This is a genomic window from Microvirga pudoricolor (assembly GCF_016892705.1).
In the GTDB taxonomy this organism is placed as follows: Bacteria; Pseudomonadota; Alphaproteobacteria; order Rhizobiales; family Beijerinckiaceae; genus Microvirga; species Microvirga pudoricolor.
This window is the reverse complement of the sequence record NZ_JAFEMB010000004.1, coordinates 324,600-343,892: the sequence shown is the minus strand read 5'-3', so window position 1 is coordinate 343,892 and position 19,293 is coordinate 324,600. Positions and strand designations below refer to the sequence as shown.

Sequence of the window (19,293 nt, the reverse complement as noted above, 5' to 3'; positions counted from 1 at the left end):
GGGGTTCCCGGGGGGGCGGTTCAGCGCCTCCCCGGGGAAGGTTCGATGATCACATGCTCATCGCCGGAAGGCGGGGTTCGATTCCGAGCCTCTTCCCCGCCTCCTCGTTTTCGAGGAAGTCTTCGAAGTAGTCCCACTCCTCCACCGCCCAGACGACCCAGAACTTTACCGCGGTGTCCACGAGCCTGCAGGTCAGTTCTGCTCCCCCTCTCCACCAGCCCGCCGCCCGGCGCGTCGCTGCATCCGGGTCCTGGCCATCGGCACGCTGCCTGATCGGCTTAATGTTCGACCAACCCTCCAGCCACACGTAGATCGGGTACTCTTCCATCACTTGGTTCCTCCATGCGCGCTCCCGCCCTATGCGAAAGCCCGCACTCCCATCGTCGACCGAACAGTCGCAAGCGACAAACAGCGCCGATTCCGCCGACAGGATTGAAGGGTTGTCCGCTCGCTGGCGCGAGCCTCGGGGAGAGGGGAACCTTGTCCGCCCTCTCCCTCCAAATGCCGCCTCCAGCAGGTCAGGGCCGCCGCCTCGCGGAACGGGTGAGGATCCCGATCCCATCGTCTCCCTTCCGCTCCGCTCGGGCTGGCAGCCCGGCCCCGCCCGCCGTCATTTGCCCCACACCCCCGCGCGGTCACCCGCCTCCGGAAGGCATGCCAAGGGTCATGCCTTCGGCAGCAAACGGAGAGAGAACCATGACGGCCACCACGATCATCCAGACCATCCCGCTCACCAAGCTTGTCGCGTCGAAGCAGAACGTGCGCCGCACGAACGTGACGGCTGGCCTGGACGAGCTTTGCGCCTCGATTGCCGCGCACGGCCTCCTACAGTCCCTGTCCGTCATGCCTGTCGTCGACGGCGACGGCGCGGAGACTGGCAAGTACCACGTCATCGGCGGCGGCCGCCGCCTCGCCGCTCTCAAGAGGCTGGCGAAGGAGAAGCGCATCCCCAAAGCGTTCGAGGTCCCGTGCCTGATCGCGCAGGGCGAGGCCGAGGAGCTGTCGTTGGTCGAGAACGTCGTGCGCGAGCGCCTGCATCCAGCTGACGAGTACGAGGCGTTCAAGAAGTTGCAGGACGAGCAGGGCTTGTCCGTCGACGACATCGCCGCGCGGTTCGGCGTGACGCCGCGCGTCGTGCAGCAGCGGCTGCGGCTGGGAGCCGTGTCGCCGCGCCTGATGAAGGCCTACCGGGAGGAGGAGCTCACCCTCGAGCAGCTCATGGCGTTCGCCGTGACGGACGACCAGGAACGGCAGGAGCAGGTCTATGGCCGCCTCGTCGGCGGCTACAACATGGAAGCCTACACGATCCGCAGGATGTTGACCGAGGGGCACGTTCCGGCGAGTGACAAGCGCGTCAGGTTCGTGGGCGTCGAGGCCTACGAGGCGGCTGGCGGCACCGTAGTCCGCGACCTGTTTTCGGACCGAGACGGCATCTACTGCGAAGACGTGGCGCTGCTGGACCGTCTCGTCGACGCGAAGCTGACCGAGGCGGCGGTCCAGATCGGCCAGGAGGAAGGCTGGAAATGGGTCGAGCCGCAGTTGGAGTTCCCGCACGGCAATCGGATGCGGCGAATTCAACGCAAGCCGGTCGCCCTGTCGGAGGAGGATCAGGCCGCGCAGGAGATGGTCCAGGCCGAGTACAACGAGCTGTCGGAGCAGTACGAGGGAGCCGAGGAGCTGCCGGATGCGGTCGATCTGCGCATGTCGGAGCTGGAGGCGCTGATCGAGAGCTTCGAGGAGAAGGGCTTCGCCTACGACGCGCAGGACTGCAAGCGCGCGGGCGTCATCGTCTGCTTGGACTATGACGGCAACCTCCGCATCGAGCGCGGCTACGTGCGGCCCGAGGACGAGGTCAGCCAGGAGCGCCCCGCCAGGGGGGAAGGCATCGGAGAGGAGGACGCCGACGGGGAAGGAGACGCGCCGGAAGCGGACGAGCAGGACGAGCCCGAGGACGAGGGCATGAAGCCCCTGTCGGACCGCCTCGTCGGAGAACTGACGGCGCACCGGACGCAAGCTCTCCGGCTCACGCTCGGAGAAAACCCGGACGTGGCCCTGATCGCGGTCGTTCACGCGATGGCGAGCCGGCTCTTCTACAGCTACGCAGACGCGTCGGTGTTGGACCTCAAGCCGCTGACCGGCTACCTCGCCAGCCATGCTGACGGGATCGCGGACACCAAGGCGGCGCGGATCGTCTCAGATCGTCACGAAGCGTGGAAGAAGCAGCTGCCCGAGAAGGCGCCCGACCTGTGGACCTTCGTGGCGGGGCTGGACCATGACAGCCTGATGAGCCTCTTGGCTCACTGCGCGGGCCAAACCGTGATGGCGGTGCAGCAGCCCCATGACCGGAGCCGGACCACGACCAAGAACGCCGACGTTCTCGCGGAGGCGCTGGCGCTGGACATGACCCAGTGGTGGGAGCCGACCGCGTCGACGTATTTCGGTCGGGTCGCGAAGCCCCGCATCGCGCAAGCTGTGGAGGAGGCGGTGTCCGCAGCGGCTGCGGAGAACCTCGCCACGATGAAGAAGCAGGCGATGGCCGAGGCGGCGCAGAAGCGCGTCGCCGGAACCGGCTGGCTTCCCGCGATCCTGCGGACGCGGGGCGTCGAGACGATGAGCCAGCGGGAGGAGCGCTTCCCGATGGCGGCGGAGTGAGGGCGAGGTCATGACTAAGGCCCAAGCCTTTGCCATCGCAAGGTGGAAAGCGAAGAGAGAACGGCGCGACTGGCTCGTCTGGTCGGATCGCTCCGGAGCCGCGCAGGTCGCGCGGCTCACCGCCGAGGCCGTGAAGCGGGCCATGCTCGCTTCCGGTACCGCAGGCCGGTTTCATCGCGCTGCGGCGGACGGACGGACTTACGCCGTGACGTGGCGGATGGGCGTCATCATGCTGCGCAACGCCAGTGTCGGATGCATCTAGATTGTCTGGTGATGGGAGCTCTCCTGGCCTGTCACCAGCAGCGGGCCGGGGCGTGACAGTCCCGGCTCGCCACCATTCACCGGGACGACCTAGAGGAGCATGACATGGACTACGAAGATTACGCAGCAGCGGCCGCCCTGGCGCATCCGCGAGATCGGGATGAGGACGCCGTCCGCTACTTCCAGGAGCTTCAGTTCCTGGCCGAGGATTGCGAGGACCAGGACGCGATGCTGGAAGTCGCCCGCTGCTACGAGCAGGGCTACGGCGTTCAGCGCGATCCGGCTGCGGCGCAGCGCTGGACCCAGCGGGCTCGGCAGGCTCAGGACTACTGACGACCTTCGCTGTCGACGGGAAGTCGAACAGCGGAGGCTCTGCATTTTCGGCGCTCGCGCCGTCGCGCTCGCGCAGGGCGTATTCGATCCGCGCACAGGCCAGCTCGAAATACCCCGGGTCTGCCTCGATTCCGACGAAGCGCCTCCCCTGCCGCACGGCGGCCACGCCGGTCGATCCGGCACCCATGAACGGGTCCACCACGGTCAGACCCTCGGGCGCGAAGCCCAGGCACCATTCCATGACGGCGATCGGCTTTTGGCTCGGGTGATAGCGCCGCTCGCCCTTCTCGCTCGCCTGGCACACGCCCTTCCAAAGATGGTGGAAGACGTGGCTCTTCCGCATCGGCCGGTTCAGCCACAGCATCTCGACGTCCGAGAAAGAATCCTTCGGACCCTTGCCGCCGCCGGTCTTGTCCCAGGCGTGCAGGCTGCCGCCGTCCCACAGGCGCGACATGTAGTGGTTCGCCCCGAACAGGAGCACGAAGTCGAAGCGCTGGAACGGCGCGGGGTCGAACGGCTTGTCGTCGCCCAGGATCGGCTTATCGACGGTGGCGAGCCGGCGCAGGCTCGTGCGGCCCTTCGCGGCCTTGCCTGACACGCCTTTCTTGAAGTCGATCCCGTAGGGTGGATCGGTGACGATCGCGACCTCGTCCTCGATGGCCTCGATGATCGCTTCGTTGCGTCCGCGATGGAGCACGATGCGGCCGCCGTCGAAAACGACCTTCTCGGGCATGCCATGACGGGCGACCATCTCTGGGTCGAAGTACGGCCGGTAATCGGGATGGCCCGGCAGGTGCACGCTGGCGGTCAGCTTCGGCGCTTTGCGCTTCGTCGACGGGATCGTGAGGCCGGGGAACAGGCTCGTTTGCATTCAACAGTCGCTTTGTGGGGAGTGACTCTGGAGCGTGGCATCCGCGTCGACCGCCGTCCAGCTGCAAAGGGCGGCATCCACAGACGAGATTGATCAAAACGGCGTCTCGTAATCGTTTTCGATTTCGCCGCAGGCGAGCCGCCGGGCAATCTCATCGTCGCGCGGCTCGAAGCGCTCGCCAAGGATTACGGCGGCCTTCCGCTCGATCACGTCCGCGTTCTCTTTCTCCGCCGGGCTCATGAACTCGGGAGCCTTGCCAGGTCAGCCTTCGGCACCAAGGTGCGGCCCACCTCGACCGCTGCGGACACCGGGACGGCCGGGAAGACGTGGATGACCGCGTCCAGGCCGGGGCATCCATGCCAGGACCATAGCCGCATCTCACCCCGCGACGAGGCTTTCAGGACAGCAGCCCCGGAATGTATGTGGCTTGAAACCGGCGCTTGACCTTCCCACTATTGGAAGGATTACACCTCTCCTTAGTCGAGTAATCCAAGGAGATCCTGCGATGGCCACCGCCACTGCAAAGCGGAACAATGACAACGGAGCGACCTTTTCTCTCCCTGTCGAGGGCATGACCTGTGCCTCGTGCGTCGGTCGCGTCGAGAAAGTCCTGAAGGCTCTGCCGAACGTCGCAGTGGCGAACGTGAACCTCGCCACTGAGCGCGCCGAGGTCACCTTCCATGGCCCGGCTGATGCAGCTGGGGCAGCCCAGGCCATCGAAAACGCCGGTTATTCGGTGCCCGAGGAAACGACCGAGCTCGCCATCGGGGGCATGACCTGCGCCTCTTGTGTGGGCCGGGTCGAAAAAGCCCTCAAGGCCGCGCCCGGTGTGATCGACGCAAACGTCAACCTCGCGACCGAGAAGGCCACGATCCGCCACCTCGCCGGCGTCGCGAGCCTGGCCATTCTTGAGGAGGCCGTCCGCAACACAGGCTACGAGGCCCGTCGCGTCGGCGCCGAACCTGCGACCGACCGGGAGCGGGAGGGCCGGGAACGGGAATACGGCGCCCTGAAGCGGTCGCTCGCCCTGGCTGCGATCCTGACCCTGCCGGTCTTTGCCCTTGAAATGGGCTCTCACTTCATCCCGGGCGTCCACGAGTGGATCATGGACACCATCGGCCACCGGGAGAGCTGGATCATCCAATTCATGCTGACGACCCTCGTCCTGTTCGGACCCGGGCGGCGCTTCTTCCGGAAGGGCATTCCTGCCCTGCTACGTCTTGCGCCGGATATGAATTCCCTCGTGGCGCTCGGCACGGCGGCGGCCTATGGCTATTCGGTCGTGGCGACTTTCGCCTCCTCCGTCCTGCCGGCCGGCACCGTGAACGTCTACTACGAGGCGGCGGCCGTGATCGTCACGCTGATCCTGCTGGGCCGTACGCTCGAAGCCAAGGCCAAGGGGCGCACCTCCGAGGCGATCAAGCGGCTGATGGGCCTGCAGGCCAAGACCGCCCGCGTCGTGCGTGACGGCAACACGGTCGAGGTCCCGCTCGATCAGGTTCGCGCCGGGGATCTCGTGCAGGTTCGTCCGGGCGAGAAGGTCCCGGTCGACGGAGAAGTGGTCGAGGGATCGTCCTTCGTGGACGAGTCGATGATCACCGGCGAGCCGGTGCCCGTGCAGAAGGGCTCGGGCGCCGAGGTCGTGGGCGGCACGATCAACAAGACCGGCAGCTTCACCTTCCGGGCGACCAAGGTCGGTGCCGACACTGTGCTGGCCCAGATCATCCGCATGGTCGAACAGGCGCAAGGGTCCAAGCTTCCGATCCAGGCGCTCGTCGACAAGGTGACAGCGTGGTTCGTACCCGCCGTCATGGCGGCGGCCACCCTTACGGTCCTGGTCTGGTTGGTCCTCGGGCCCGAGCCGGCGCTTAGCTTCGCCTTGGTGAATGGCGTCGCGGTGCTGATCATCGCATGCCCGTGCGCTATGGGGCTCGCCACGCCGACCTCGATCATGGTCGGGACCGGCCGCGGGGCGGAACTCGGCGTCCTCTTCCGCAAAGGCGAGGCGCTCCAGAGCCTGAAGGGCGTCGAGGTAGTGGCGCTCGACAAGACCGGCACCCTCACCAAGGGCCGCCCCGAACTGACCGACCTGATCGTTGCCTCCGGCTTCGACGAGGCCGAGGTTCTCGCTCTGGCGGCGGCGGTCGAGACCCGCTCTGAACATCCGATTGCGGAGGCGATCGTGGAGGCTGCCAACGGCCGCGGCCTGACCGTTGCTCCCGCGGATGGCTTCGAGGCGCTGCCCGGCTATGGCGTCTCCGCGTCGGTTCAGGGCCGCAGGGTAGAAGTTGGCGCCGACCGCTATATGGCGAAGCTCGGTTACGACGTGGCGGCCTTCGCCGCATCCGCAGACCGCCTGGGCGGTGAGGGCAAAAGCCCGCTCTATGCCGCCATCGACGGCAGGTTGGCCGCGATCATCGCTGTCTCCGACCCAATCAAGCCGTCGACTCCGCAGGCGATCGCCGCCCTGCATGCCCTTGGGCTGAAAGTGGCGATGATCACCGGCGACAACCGCCGCACCGCCGAGGCCATCGCGCGCCAAGTCGGCATCGACGAGGTCGTGGCCGAGGTCCTGCCGGACGGCAAGGTCGCGGCCGTCAAGCGGCTGCGCGAGGGCGGACGTCAGGTGGCCTTCGTCGGCGACGGCATCAACGACGCCCCTGCCCTCGCCGAGGCGGACGTGGGGCTTGCCATCGGCACCGGCACGGATATCGCCATCGAGAGCGCAGACGTGGTCCTGATGTCGGGCGACCTTCGGGGCGTCGCCAACGCGATCACCCTGTCGAAGGCCACGATCCGCAACATCAAGCAGAACCTGTTCTGGGCCTTCGCCTACAACGTGGTGCTGATCCCTGTCGCGGCCGGTGTGCTTTATCCGGTCGACGGGACGCTGCTGTCGCCGATCGTGGCGGCCGGTGCCATGGCGCTCTCGAGCGTCTTTGTCCTTGGCAACGCCCTGCGGCTGCGGGCCTTCCAGGCTCCGGCCGCAGATCCCGCCAGCCAGCCGAGCGCAGCCGCTCTCGCCACGAGCTGATCACACATCAATCTAATTGAGGGGAGGAACACCATGAACATCGGACAGGCCGCCGAGGCCTCGGGCGTCTCGGCCAAGATGATCCGCTACTACGAGTCGATTGGCTTGATCCCAAAGACCGTCCGCACCGAAGCGGGGTACCGCGTGTATTCAGACAACGACGTCAACACGCTGTCCTTCGTCCGCCGGGCCCGGGACCTAGGCTTCTCGGTCGAGCAGATCTCGGAACTCGTCGCCCTCTGGCGCGATCGGGACCGTGCAAGCACGGACGTGAAGCGGATCGCCCTCGAGCACGTGGACATCCTCGAGCGCAAGGCACGCGAGCTGCAGGAAATGGCCGCGACCCTCAGGCATCTCGCGAAGCACTGCCATGGCGACGAGCGGCCCGAGTGCCCGATCATCGAGGGCTTGGCAAACGATGATGGGGGCCATGGAAGCGACCATCGACCAGCTCCGCGGTTCGGAGCGTCCGGCCTGCAGCCGGCGCGCCGGGGCGCCGCCAGCAAGGGAGCCCGTGGCTAGCGGTCAGGTAGGCGTCGCCCGCCCTTCGTACAGGAACGTGAATGGTTTCGGCCCGGGCGCATAGTCAGTCCGCAGGTCGTTCATCCTGAAGCCGGCCCCAGTGATGAGAGCGGCGATCGGACGGTTGAGATGGCAGCCGCCGGCGAGCGGCCTCCAGGCGGGAGTGAGCCAGTCCTGGAGGCGCACGACCCAGGGATCGGGCGCCCGGCCATGCTCGACGAAGAGGAGCTCGCCGCCGGGCTTGAGCACCCGCCGCATCTCGGCGAGCGCCGCCCTGGCATCCGGGATCGAGCACATTGTCCAGGTGGTCACGACCGCGTCTATGCTGTCCGTCTCCAGCGCGATCGCCTCGGCGGATCCAGGTAGAAACGCGACTGCCTTGTCATGCGCCCTGGCCCGCTGCGAAGCCATTTTGATGAGCACCCGCGACGGCTCGAGGCCGATGAGTTCGGTGACGCCGCTGCCGTAGAACGGAAGGTTCAGGCCGGATCCGATGCCGACTTCCAAAACGCGGCCGCGGGCCGCCCCAACGGTCCGGCGGCGATACCGAACGAGTTCCTCGTTTCGCATTGCACGGTCGAGGAGGCGGGGCAGCAAGACGTCGTTATAGAATCCCACGTTGGCTCCCCTACCTCGTTGCGGCCTTCATTGGCGCCGGTCATGCGCATGAGACCGCGGTGTCCTCCATGAAGAGGATCCCGTTCCGCCGCGAAATCGCGAAGTCCTTCTCCAGCCCGCTGTCGAGCATGATCGTGACCGCGCCATCGTGGATGCGGTAATGGCCGTGATCGGTCCATAGCCCATCATAGGCGTAGTGCCCGTCTTTCCCGAACTCGAAGGTGGCGCCCACCCTGGACGTGCAGACCTTTCCTTTGAGGGCGCGGGTAATTTCAGAGGCGCGGATCGAACCGCCGGCCGACTGGGCTTGCACCGATGTGATGGCTGCCATCATCGTCATGGCCATCAATCCGGCCAATCCGGCAAGAGAGGGATACTTCATCGCTTCCTCCCGAAAACCGATGCCCCCACCGTGACGGCCTGCCATCTCCTTCCCTCGAGTCGGGCCCGCGTTGGTTCGAGAATGCCGTACCGCCTCAGGAATGCCTGGCATCTTAGCACGGATCGACCAGACCAGCCGTGCGATTCTCGCGAATGGCGGGCCACGTAGGGCGTGCCGCAAACACCCGCGTCAAACTGGGCTGGCAGGTCGGGTTCACTGCTTTCGAGCTTCGGTCCGGGCTGCCTGGTATTCGCGCTCCTTCTCGGGCCACGTGCTCTTGATGAAGGCCAGGACAGCCCGGATCTCCTCGTCGGACAAGACGCCGGCAAAAGCCGGCATGTCGCTCTCATGCCCGGGCACGACAGCGGCCAGCCCATCCCTCGTGAGCGTGAATAGCTCGTCGTCGGAATGATGCCACGTGTGGCCGGACGCGTCGTGGGGCGGCGCGGGCAGGCGCCCGTTCGGCAGAGGCTCCTGCCAGTTCGGTTGTCCCTCAAGATTCGCGCCGTGGCAGGAAGCACAATGCTGGCCGTACAAGTTGTGCCCCAAGGCAATCTGGGCGCTGTCCTCGGGACGCGTGGGAGCAATGGATCGGTACCCGAGCACAGCCGCGCCTCCCAATGCTACCGCTGCGGCCAGGAGCACAACCTGTCGTGGTTTGCCGATGATGTTAGGTGTCACGGCCTGATCACTCCGCAGCCAGCTTGCCTTCCGCCGAACCCATATCGGTGGCGCGGGTCCCGGCGTCAGCCTGCTTGGGAAGCCCGCGTCCCTTGGCGAGACCGTAGATCGCCGGGATCACGATCAAGGTGAGCAGGGTTGACGAGACCATGCCGCCGATCATCGGCACTGCGATCCGCTGCATGACCTCCGAACCTGTTCCCGTGCTCCACAGGATCGGCATCAGGCCCGCCATGATCGCGACCACTGTCATCATCTTCGGCCGCACGCGCTCCACCGCGCCGATCATGATCGCCTCGTAGAGGTCGGCCCGGGTGAACGGACGTGCCTGCGCGGCTCGCTCGGCCCTCAGGTGCTCCAGTGCTTGGTCGAGGTAGATCAGCATGACGACCCCAGTTTCGGCGGCGACGCCGGCGAGCGCGATGAAGCCCACCGCCACCGCGACCGACATGTTGAACCCAAGCCACCACATCAGCCAGATTCCGCCTACCAGGGCGAACGGCAGCGAGAGCATAACGATCAGCGTCTCGGTGATCCGGCGGAAGTTGAGGTAGAGCAGCAGGAAGATGATGAGGAGCGTAACCGGCACGACCACTTTCAGGCGGGCCTCAGCCCGTTCCAGGTACTCGAACTGGCCGCTCCACTGGACGAAGGTGCCCGCCGGGAGCTTCACCTCGTTGGCAACCGCCTGCCGGGCTTCGGCGACGTAGCCGCCGAGATCCCGTCCGGCGATGTCGACGAAGATGTAGATCGCAAGCTGCCCGTTCTCCGTCCGGATCGAGGTGGCGCCCCGGGTGAGCTTGACCTCTGCCACCTCGCCAAGCGGCACGGTGCCACCCGCGGGCAGCGGCACCTGCACCTCCGTCGCGATCGCCCGCGGGTCCGAGCGCAGGTCGCGCGGATAGCGGATAGTGACGCCGTAGCGTTCTCGTCCCTCGACAGTGGTCGTGACCACCTCGCCGCCCATGGCCGTCGAGATCACGTCCTGCACGTCGCCGATGGTCAGGCCGTAGCGGCCGAGGGCGATGCGGTCAGGCACGACGTCGAGGTAGTAGCCCCCGATCACCCGCTCTGCGTAGGCGCTCGTGGTGCCGGGCACCGCCTTGACCACGGCCTCGACCTGGCGGGCCGTCTTCTCCATCTCGGCGAGGTCGGTGCCGAACACCTTGATGCCGACCGGCGTGCGGATGCCCGTCGAGAGCATGTCGATGCGGGCACGGATCGGCATGGTCCAGGCATTCGACACGCCAGGGAACTGGAGGACCTGGTCCATCTCGGCCTTCAGGCTCGCCAAGGTGATCCCCGGCCGCCATTCGCCCTTCGGCTTCAGGTTGATGATCGTCTCGAACATCTCCGTCGGCGCCGGATCGGTCGCGGTCAGGGCCCGCCCGGCCTTGCCATAGACGGAGGCCACCTCCGGGAACGACTTGATGATCCGGTCTTGCGTGGCGAGCAGTTCCGCCGCCTTGGTCACCGACAGCCCCGGTAGGGTCGTCGGCATGTACATCAGCGTGCCCTCGTCCAGGTCCGGCATGAACTCCGAGCCGAGCTGGCGTGCCGGCCAGACGGTGGCAGCCAGCGCGACCAGCGCCACGAGGATGGTCAGCGTCTTGGCCCGGAGGACGACCCAGATCACGGGTCGGTAGATCCAGATCAGCAGGCGGTTGATGGGATTGCGGTGCTCCGGGACGATCCGCCCGCGCACGAAGATCACCATCAGGGCCGGGACCAGCGTCACCGACAGCAGGGCCGCCGCCGCCATAGCGAAGGTCTTGGTGAAGGCGAGCGGGCCGAACAGGCGGCCCTCCTGGCTCTCCAGCGTGAAGATCGGCAGGAAGGACACGGTGATGATCAGGAGGCTGAAGAACAGGGCCGGCCCGACCTCGCTCGCCGCCTCGATCAGGATCTCGACCCGGGGCTTGTCCTTCGGCGCCCGTTCCAGGTGCTTGTGGGCGTTCTCGATCATGACGATGGCCGCGTCGATCATCGCGCCGATGGCAATGGCAATGCCGCCGAGGCTCATGATGTTGGAGCCGAGCCCCATGAGACTCATGGCGCCGAACGCCATCAGGATGCCGACGGGCAGCATCAGGATGGCAACAAGCGCGCTCCGGACGTGCAGGAGGAACACGATGCACACGAGCGCGACGACGATGCTCTCCTCGATGAGCGTGGTCTTGAGCGTCGCGACGGCGTCGTTGATCAGTTGCGAGCGGTCGTAGACGGGAACGATCTCCACTCCTTTAGGCAAGCTGGAGGCGATCTCGGACAGTCGGGTCTTCACGCTGTCGATCACGTTCAGCGCGTTCGCTCCGAACCGCTGCAGGACGATGCCGCTCGCGACCTCGCCCTCCCCATTCAACTCGGTGACCCCGCGGCGCTCGTCTGGCCCGAGCTCGACGCGTGCCACGTCGCCGACACGGACAGGGACGCCCACCTCGGTCTTGAGAACGATGGCCTCGATGTCCTGGATGCTCTTGAGATAGCCGCGGCCACGGACCATGAACTCGAACTCAGACAGCTCGACCGTGCGTCCGCCGACATCCATGTTGCTGGTGCGGATGGCGTCGCGGAGCTTCTGGAGCGAAATGCCCTGCGCCCGCAGGCGGCGGGGGTCGACGACCACGTTGTACTGCTTGACGAAGCCGCCGACGCTCGCGACCTCGGCGACGCCCTCGGCCTTCGACGCCGCATAGCGCACGACCCAGTCCTGGAGCGAGCGCAGCTCCGCCAGGGTCATCTCCTTCGCCACAACCGCATACTGATAGACCCAGCCCACCCCGGTTGCGTCCGGACCCAAGCTTGGGGTCACGCCCGCGGGCAGGCGTCGGGAGGCGGCATTCAGGTATTCGAGCACCCGGCTGCGGGCCCAGTACGGATCCGTGCCGTCCTCGAAGATCACGTAGACGAACGACACCCCGAAGAACGAGAAGCCGCGGACGACCTTCGACTTGGGCACGGTCAGCATCGAGGTGGTCAGCGGATAGGTGACCTGATCCTCGACGACCTGGGGAGCCTGCCCCGGGTAGTCGGTGTAGACGATGACCTGCACGTCGGAGAGGTCGGGAATGGCGTCGAGCGGCAGGGTACGCAGCGCATAGGCGCCCGCCGCGACGGCGAACGCCGCACCGATAAAGATCAGCAGGAGGTTGCGCGCCGACCAGGCGATGACGCGGGCGATCATGGCTTCGCCTCCGGGGAGCCCATGCCCTGCAGGGCGGCCTTCAAATTGCTCTCGGCGTCGATGAGGAAGTTTGCCGACACGACCACCCGGTCACCCACGGCGATTCCGTCCCGGATCTCGGTGAAGCCGGCACCCCGCACGCCGACCTTGACCTCGCGCGGCTCGAACCGGCCGTCGCCCTTGTCGAGGATCACGACCTGGCGCGTGCCGGTGTCGATCACGGCGCTGTCCGGCACCGCCACCATGGCGTCCTGCGGGCCGGCGGCAAACTCGACGTCGGCATACATGGACGGACGCAGGATTCCGCCCGGGTTGGCCAACTCGATGCGGATGCGGGCGGTCCGGGTCTCGGCGGCCAAGTGCGGGTAGATGCGGGCGACCGCCCCGGCGAACTCACGGCCCGGGAAACCCCGGACCCGGACAGTGGCCGACTGGCCCTCACGGATCAGGGCCAGCTCGCGCTCCGTCACATCGGCCAGCACCCACATCACCGAGTGGTCGACGATACGGAAGAGCACGTCGCCGGCCATCGCCCGCATGCCGTCCGACACGTTGCGCTCCACCACCACGCCATCCTGCGGAGCGGTCCAGGCGATGGTGAGTGGGACCCGGCGTGTGCGCTCGATCTCGGCGAGCACCTCGGCCGAGACCCCAAGGCTCTCCAGGCGCCGCCGTGCGCCGTCCAACACCAGGCGCCCGCCGGGCTGGGCGCCCCCATCCGTTACCGTGCTTAGGTACTGGGCGCCAGCGGCCGCGATCTCGGGCGAGTAGAGCCGCAGCAGCGGCTCGCCTTTGCGGACATGGTCACCCGTCGTGACGTTCTCGACCTTCTCGATGAAAGCCTCCGAGCGGACGGAGACCACCGAGATGCGGCGCTCGTCCTCGGCGAGGGTTCCGGGCGCGCGCACCGGCAGCTCCAGCCTGCGCCGTTCGACCACCTCGGACCGGACCCCGGTGCGCTGGAGCTTGCTCGAGGAAACGGTGACCGTGGAGCCGTCGTCCTCGCCCTCATAGACGGGGATGTAGTCCATCCCCATCGAGTCCTTCTTCGGCACTGGGGAGGTGTGCGGCAGCCCCATCGGGTTGCGGTAGTAGAGCACGCGCCTGCCGCCTTGCCCCTGAACGGGGGCAGCCTCCACAGCCGCCATCGATTTGTCGTCGAAGCTCACGTCCTGGCTGGCATGGACCGGGCGGTAGACCCGCCCATCCTCGGTCCGCTTCGATTCAAGCGAGTAGAAGGGCTTCCCGTCGGGATCCTGGTAGTAAACGATTGGGCCGCTGGGTGCGGGCTTGCTCGCCGGTGCGGGCGCTGGTTGACCCAGACCCAAGCGGGTGCGTGCCGTTTCGATGAGCCCCGGCAGGCCGATCCACGAAGCATCAGGTGCCGGCAGCTTCAACTCACCCTGTCCGGCCCAATAGCCGCCGCCCCCCGCTGCCAGCGCGACGAGGATCACGGCAGTCCATGCGGTCCGGCTCATCACTGCGCCCTCAGAGCGAGCTTGTTGACGACTGTACCGGTCTCGCCCTGCACCTTGGCGGCGAGCGAGAGCTGCCAGCCGCCTTCCATGCTCAGGTTGGTCTTGAACCGGTAGGTTCCCGGCTCGGTCGAGGGCACCAGATCGATGGGCGACGTCATCGTCGGCATCCCATCCGGAGCCATGTCGATGCGTTTGGCGAAGACGACCGCATCCGGGATCGCTTGGCCCGAGCGCCTGTCGACGAGCCGGACGGCCACGACGGTCTCGCCTTGCGGTATCTCGCTCTGAACGAGCTGGAACTCATAATCAGCGGCGTCGGCCCAGGCGGGCGCCGCGACAGCAAGGCCAAGCAGCGCCGCCTCGATGGCGCGCGAAAGCACGGATGATTTCATTGTGGAGTTCTCCTGAGCACAACGGAGGCGGCAAGCCGCCTGCCCTGGCGCGGCGGAAGCCGCGCGGCAGCGTCCGGCCCTCGGGCCGGTGTTGATCTCAGGCTTGTGGAGGCCGCGGAGGCGGGATCGGATCCAGCGTCTCCAGGTTTGCATCATTCCCAGCGAGGAGCGCACGGGCGATGCTGAACCGGGACGGCACGGCGCTGACAGGCGCAATGCCTTGGGCGATCTTGGCAAGGCACAGGGTCGCCAACGGACAAGCCTTCTGGCAATCCGGGACGGCCGGCTGCTCGGGCGGACAGCACGGCATCTCCGCCATGGCGATGCCATCGCCAGGGGGCGCCATGTCCATCCCGGTGTCCGTCATCGCCATGGGCGCGGCCATCCCGCCGGCCACCGCGGGCGCGGTGAACGGGGCGAGCACGAGCCCCAGGATCGCGAGGATCGAGAGCAGACGTGTGATGGCGAGCCACGGCTTCATGCAGCGAACCTCTCACACGAATCCGGGATTGAAAAGTGCGGCGCCCTCACGAGCCCGTGACAAATCGTGCTCCGGCGCCGTTGGCCGAGCCGCCGCACCACCCGGACTGAGGCGGCTCAGCCCAGCGCTCCGAGGGCCGGGAAAGTCTCCAGGAGCCAATACGACATGTTGGTGATCCACCCGTTCAGGAACGCGACTCCAGTCAGAACGAGGAGGACGCCCATAGCCTTCTCAACCATGCCGAAGCGGGAGCGCATGCGCTTGAGAAGCGCCACGAAGGGCTTCATGGCGAAGGCCGTGAGCAGGAACGGAACGCCGAGGCCCGCCGAATAAGCCGCAAGGAGAAAGGCGCCTTGCACCACGCTCTGCTCGGACCCCGCCATGGTCAGGATCGCGGCTAGGACCGGGCCGATGCAGGGCGTCCAGCCGAACGCGAAGGCAAGCCCCATGACGTAGGCGCCCCTGAGCCCGACCGGCTTCTCAACGTTGAACCGTGCCTCGCGGTGAAGCAGCCCGATCCGGAAGACGCCGAGGAAGTGGAGCCCCATGACGATGATGGCGATGCCGGCGACGGTGCTCAGGATGTCGAGATGTTGGCGGATCGCCTGACCCAGGGCCGAGGCGGTCGCGCCGAGCAGCACGAACACGGTCGAGAAGCCGGCCACGAACACGAGAGCGGCCAGAACCGCCCGCCGACGCACGGCGCCGTCGCCTGCGTTCAGCCGGTCAAACGTCGTGCCGGCGAGGAACGACAGGTAAGGCGGCACCAGCGGCAGGACGCACGGGCTCAGGAAACTAATGAGGCCGCCGAGCATGGCGACTGGGAGGGAGACGCTAAGCATGGGTCCTCGATCCATCCTGCCGCCGTCGGGCCAAACGCCAGCGACTGTTGCCAGTCTGCCCTCAATCGGGGCTGGTGCACCGAGGGGTGCCTGCCGGCGCACCAGACGTCAATGTGGCGCGGGGCACGGGTCCCAACACAATCCTGTCATCGGTGGGCTCGGCATGACTGACCAAATTCCGGAACGAAACCGGGCGCGCTCCGTTAACTCTTGTTTAACTTTTGCCTTGAACCCGCCATTTCCACTGTGCCAACAAAGTTGAACAAATCCTTAATGGCACACATCGGCGGGGGCAATGCGGCAACCTCTCTTCGGGCTTCTGAACGTTCGGCCTTTTTCCAGGAACGCTCCCTGTCTCGCCGCCTTCTTGGCCCTGTCCGCCCCCGCTGCCTCAGCGCAGGCGCAGACCGTCGCCGCCCTGCCGACCGCCTCCCAGCCGGTGGCCCAGCGCGGTGCCGCCAAGCCAATCATGGGCTGGGTCCGCTTCTGCGAGCAGAACACGGTCGAATGCGCCGTCGACGTCTCGGAGCCTGCCACCGTCCAATTAGGTGCGAAGGAGTGGCAGACCCTCCAGCGCATCAACCGGGAGGTGAACGTGGAGATCAAGGCCAAGACCGATAAGGACCACTGGGGCATCGAGGACCGTTGGGATTTCGCCGAGGACGGCTACGGCGATTGCGAGGACTACCAGCTCGTCAAGCGCAGGAAGCTGGTCGAGGCAGGCTTCCCGCGCCGTGCGCTTCGTATGACCGTCGTGATCGACGAGGAAGGTGCCGGACATGCCGTGATGATGGTCCGCACCGACCGGGGCGATCTCATCCTCGACAATAAGCGCAACGCCATCCTGCCCTGGCACCAGACGGGTTACACCTACGTGAAGCGCGAGGGCGACACGGGCACGGCCTGGGCCTCGCTCGGTGGCCGGACGTCGCCGACCATAACGGCGAACCAGTAAGCCGGAGCCGCGGAGAAGCCCCGGCTGACCTGTCGCGGCGATCAGCCTCCGAAGAACGATCGCATGCGACCGAACACCGAAGGTCCTTGGCTATCCACGGCTTGGGCTGCCGGCTCGGACGCCGTGCCCGCCTGCGGCGCGGCTCCTGACCTCTGTGAAGCATAGGCCATCGGAGCCGAAGCCCCCCGCGGCTTCCTGTTCGCGGTGAGGACGACCTCCTGCGGACCGGCGGCCAGGGCCTCGGGACGGCTGATGTCGCCGAGGCGCTTGCGGGCGCTGGCGTCGACCGCAAGCGAACCACCCTGCCCCGCATCGCCGTACAGCGCCTGCCGGAAGCTCTCATGCTGCCCGCCGTCGGCGTAGACCAGCTTGACCGGCTGCACGCCATTGGCCGCCAACGCAGTCACCTGCTGATCGTCGGTCTGCCGCTTCTGCGCGACGGCGGCCATGACCGAGGCATCGCCGCTGAAGGCATACTGCTGATTGGCGACGGACACGCGCGGCTCGTCCTTGGCGATCTCGAAGTAGTCGGAGCCCTCTTTGAGGTTCCTCCAGAAGGCAATGTTCGGGTCGAGGCGGTGCCTGGCCAAGTTCTCCGCCGTCATGCGGAACGGATAGGATTGGAACTGGAAGCCGCGCTGGCCGCTGGCGAAGGCCTCCCGCGCCAGCGCATAGACCTCGGAGATGGCCTCGTCCGTCATGGCGAAGCACCCTTGCGACGAGCACGAGCCGTGCACCATCAGGTGCGACCCCGTCCGGCCATAGGCGCGGTCGTACTCGTTTGGGTAGCCGAGGTTGAATGACAGGTAGAGCTGCGAGTTCGGGTTCATCTGCGAGGGTGTGACCGTGTAGAAACCCTCCGGTGCCTGGCGGTCGCCCTCGCGTGTCTTGGGCCCGAGCTGGCCCGACCAGCGGCACATCGGGTAAGTCTTGAGGAGCGCGTACCGGCCATTGGAGCCGCGCTTCCAGACCTCAATCTCGGATTCCTTCTTGAAGGCTCGCATCAGGATCGGGTCGTTCTGCGACATGCCCTTGCTGGCCATCAGCGCCATGGTGGCGGGCGGAATCGGCGCCAAGTGGCGCGTGGACATGTTCTCGCCCTGACAGGCGGCGAGCGCGAGCACAAGGCCCGCGGCCAATACGATACGCTTCATCAGGGGGATCCCCGCATTCTGTCTGCCCGATGCTGCGCCGGACAGTTCCCCGTTTCCTCAGTGGCCGGCGTCCAGCCCGCCTTACCGCAGGCATCGCCGATCCGAGTGAGAAGTTGCCGGGAAGTCCGGCAGGATTGAGGCGCCCAGCTCCGGCTTACGCGTGATCCACAGGGCGGTCGCGGACGGCCGGCGTCTTGGCGAGCTAACGGGACAGGCCGATCCAGCGCGGACGTTCCTCCTCGATGCGGACTTGGCCCGAGAATGCAACCCGCGCCGCAGGGAGCACAATCCCGGCAACCGCGGCCGGAGCAACGAGGAAGGCGCCAAGCACTATGCGGTGAAACCCACGAGATTTCCAAGGCATACCTCGCTGCGGTCAACGACAGGATCGCCCGTTTGTCCGCCTTGTGGGACGAGCTGGAGGACATGGTCGCCTGCGAGAACCGTCAGGTTTCTGAGTGTTGGATCATTGAGCTCTTGGCCGCCCACGGGAAGTGCCGGTACTCCGAACCCTGAGCCGGGCAGGCGCCCCCCAAGGCGTGACCGTCGACACCGATGCGCGAGACTGCAGGCTAACGCTTGACTAGGTGACGACATTTCCATAAGTCTCGATATATGGAATCAGAGAATGTCATTCTGGCCCTCGCGGCCCTCGCCCAACCGACCCGCCTCGACGTCTTCCGTCTGCTGGTGAAGAACGAGCCGGAGGGTCTGCCAGCAGGCGACATTGCCCGGGAGCTCGCGGTCCCCCACAACACCATGTCAAGCCATCTTGGCATTCTGTCACGCGCGCGACTGGTCCGCTCCGAGCGCCAGAGCCGCTCGATCATCTATCGCGCCGACCTCGACCGATTGCGTGAGGTCGTGACCTTCCTGCTCAAGGACTGTTGCGGTGGCCATCCCGACTTATGCGCTCCACTGATCGATGCCCTGACGCCCTGCTGCCCACCTAAGGAAACCGTTGATGGATGACGGCTCCGCATCATCCTGCTACCCGCTAATTCCTGCTCGGCCTGAGGTCTCTCCCATGGACGTTATCATCTACCACAACCCTGACTGCGGCACGTCCCGCAACACGCTGGCCATGATCCGCAACACCGGCATCGAGCCGCATGTCATCGAGTACCTGCAGACGCCGCCGACCCGGCTCCTGCTGCGCCAGCTCATCGAGCGCATGGGCGTTCCGGTCCGCGACGTCATCCGCGAGAAAGGCACGCCCTACAAGGAGCTCGGCCTCGACAACCCTAGCCTGACCGACGATCAGCTCTTCGATGCCATGATGGCGCACCCGATCCTGATCAATCGCCCCATCGTGGTGAGCCCCAACGGCGTGCGCCTGTGCCGTCCGTCCGAGGCCGTCCTTGACCTCCTGCCGCCGCCGCTCGGCGAGTTCCACAAGGAGGACGGCGAGATCGTCGTCGACGCGCACGGTCGGCGCGCCGCCACCGCCTGA

Annotated in this window: 19 protein-coding genes and 1 pseudogene; 8 read left to right on the top strand and 12 right to left on the bottom strand. The window is 66.5% G+C overall.

The window, feature by feature from the left end:
- Nucleotides 1-49: 49 nt before the first annotated feature.
- On the bottom strand, nt 50-328 hold the full coding sequence (locus ILT42_RS15505) for a hypothetical protein (RefSeq protein WP_204216524.1): 279 nt from the start codon (nt 326-328) through the stop codon (nt 50-52).
- Between the two features lie 368 nt (nt 329-696).
- Here ILT42_RS15505 and ILT42_RS15500 point away from each other — a divergent pair, with 368 nt between their 5' ends.
- From ILT42_RS15500 to ILT42_RS15490, 3 genes are all read left to right on the top strand, one after another.
- The gene (locus ILT42_RS15500) at nt 697-2,652 is read left to right on the top strand and encodes a ParB/RepB/Spo0J family partition protein (protein WP_204216523.1); all 1,956 of its coding nucleotides are present in this window, start codon (nt 697-699) and stop codon (nt 2,650-2,652) included.
- A gap of 10 nt (nt 2,653-2,662) precedes the next feature.
- Nucleotides 2,663-2,914, top strand: a complete 252-nt coding sequence (locus tag ILT42_RS15495) for a hypothetical protein (protein WP_204216522.1) — start codon at nt 2,663-2,665, stop codon at nt 2,912-2,914.
- A gap of 104 nt (nt 2,915-3,018) precedes the next feature.
- Entirely contained in the window at nt 3,019-3,246 is a 228-nt protein-coding gene (locus ILT42_RS15490; RefSeq protein WP_204216521.1) for an SEL1-like repeat protein, read from the top strand.
- Nucleotides 3,247-3,355: 109 nt separating this feature from the next.
- Here ILT42_RS15490 and ILT42_RS23295 read toward each other — a convergent pair.
- Nucleotides 3,356-3,589: pseudogene (locus tag ILT42_RS23295) on the bottom strand (DNA methyltransferase); the annotation flags it as partial.
- Between the two features lie 621 nt (nt 3,590-4,210).
- Nucleotides 4,211-4,357: a hypothetical protein gene (locus ILT42_RS15485; RefSeq protein WP_204216520.1), complete on the bottom strand. Its 147-nt coding sequence runs from the start codon at nt 4,355-4,357 to the stop codon at nt 4,211-4,213.
- A 265-nt stretch (nt 4,358-4,622) separates the two neighbouring features.
- On the opposite strand from ILT42_RS15485, the gene ILT42_RS15480 reads away from it, so the two are divergent.
- Both ILT42_RS15480 and cueR read left to right on the top strand, forming a co-directional pair.
- Nucleotides 4,623-7,151 carry a heavy metal translocating P-type ATPase gene (locus tag ILT42_RS15480; protein WP_204216519.1) on the top strand — a complete coding sequence of 843 codons (2,529 nt, stop codon included), beginning with the start codon at nt 4,623-4,625 and terminating at the stop codon, nt 7,149-7,151.
- Between the two features lie 33 nt (nt 7,152-7,184).
- Nucleotides 7,185-7,673 carry a Cu(I)-responsive transcriptional regulator gene (gene cueR / locus ILT42_RS15475; protein WP_204216518.1) on the top strand — a complete coding sequence of 163 codons (489 nt, stop codon included), beginning with the start codon at nt 7,185-7,187 and terminating at the stop codon, nt 7,671-7,673.
- Nucleotides 7,674-7,676: 3 nt separating this feature from the next.
- Here cueR and ILT42_RS15470 read toward each other — a convergent pair whose 3' ends face one another.
- From ILT42_RS15470 to ILT42_RS15435, 8 genes are all read right to left on the bottom strand, one after another.
- A complete protein-coding gene (locus tag ILT42_RS15470; protein WP_204216517.1) occupies nt 7,677-8,291 on the bottom strand; it encodes a class I SAM-dependent methyltransferase in 615 nt (204 codons plus the stop codon).
- A 40-nt stretch (nt 8,292-8,331) separates the two neighbouring features.
- Nucleotides 8,332-8,673 (bottom strand): hypothetical protein, encoded by a 342-nt coding sequence (locus ILT42_RS15465; protein WP_204216516.1) that lies wholly within the window; start codon nt 8,671-8,673, stop codon nt 8,332-8,334.
- A gap of 213 nt (nt 8,674-8,886) precedes the next feature.
- A complete protein-coding gene (locus ILT42_RS15460) occupies nt 8,887-9,354 on the bottom strand; it encodes a c-type cytochrome (RefSeq protein ID WP_324617742.1) in 468 nt (155 codons plus the stop codon).
- Between the two features lie 7 nt (nt 9,355-9,361).
- Complete coding sequence (locus ILT42_RS15455; protein WP_204216515.1) at nt 9,362-12,538, bottom strand: efflux RND transporter permease subunit; 3,177 nt, start codon at nt 12,536-12,538, stop codon at nt 9,362-9,364.
- On the bottom strand, nt 12,535-14,016 hold the full coding sequence (locus ILT42_RS15450; protein ID WP_204216514.1) for an efflux RND transporter periplasmic adaptor subunit: 1,482 nt from the start codon (nt 14,014-14,016) through the stop codon (nt 12,535-12,537). The genes ILT42_RS15455 and ILT42_RS15450 overlap by 4 nt, the downstream gene beginning before the upstream one ends.
- Nucleotides 14,016-14,408, bottom strand: a complete 393-nt coding sequence (locus tag ILT42_RS15445) for a FixH family protein (RefSeq protein WP_204216513.1) — start codon at nt 14,406-14,408, stop codon at nt 14,016-14,018. The genes ILT42_RS15450 and ILT42_RS15445 overlap by 1 nt, the downstream gene beginning before the upstream one ends.
- Nucleotides 14,409-14,505: 97 nt before the next feature.
- Nucleotides 14,506-14,889: a hypothetical protein gene (locus ILT42_RS15440; RefSeq protein WP_204216512.1), complete on the bottom strand. Its 384-nt coding sequence runs from the start codon at nt 14,887-14,889 to the stop codon at nt 14,506-14,508.
- Nucleotides 14,890-15,005: 116 nt separating this feature from the next.
- Entirely contained in the window at nt 15,006-15,731 is a 726-nt protein-coding gene (locus ILT42_RS15435; RefSeq protein WP_204216511.1) for a cytochrome c biogenesis CcdA family protein, read from the bottom strand.
- Between the two features lie 295 nt (nt 15,732-16,026).
- Between ILT42_RS15435 and ILT42_RS15430 the strand changes: the two genes are divergently transcribed.
- The gene (locus ILT42_RS15430; protein WP_204216510.1) at nt 16,027-16,686 is read left to right on the top strand and encodes a transglutaminase-like cysteine peptidase; all 660 of its coding nucleotides are present in this window, start codon (nt 16,027-16,029) and stop codon (nt 16,684-16,686) included.
- 41 nt (nt 16,687-16,727) lie between these two features.
- On the opposite strand, the gene ILT42_RS15425 is transcribed toward ILT42_RS15430, so the two are convergent.
- On the bottom strand, nt 16,728-17,843 hold the full coding sequence (locus tag ILT42_RS15425; protein WP_407664585.1) for a L,D-transpeptidase family protein: 1,116 nt from the start codon (nt 17,841-17,843) through the stop codon (nt 16,728-16,730).
- 612 nt (nt 17,844-18,455) lie between these two features.
- Between ILT42_RS15425 and ILT42_RS15420 the strand changes: the two genes are divergently transcribed.
- On the top strand, nt 18,456-18,812 hold the full coding sequence (locus tag ILT42_RS15420) for an ArsR/SmtB family transcription factor (RefSeq protein ID WP_204216509.1): 357 nt from the start codon (nt 18,456-18,458) through the stop codon (nt 18,810-18,812).
- 55 nt (nt 18,813-18,867) lie between these two features.
- Nucleotides 18,868-19,293: an arsenate reductase (glutaredoxin) gene (gene arsC, locus ILT42_RS15415; RefSeq protein WP_204216508.1), complete on the top strand. Its 426-nt coding sequence runs from the start codon at nt 18,868-18,870 to the stop codon at nt 19,291-19,293.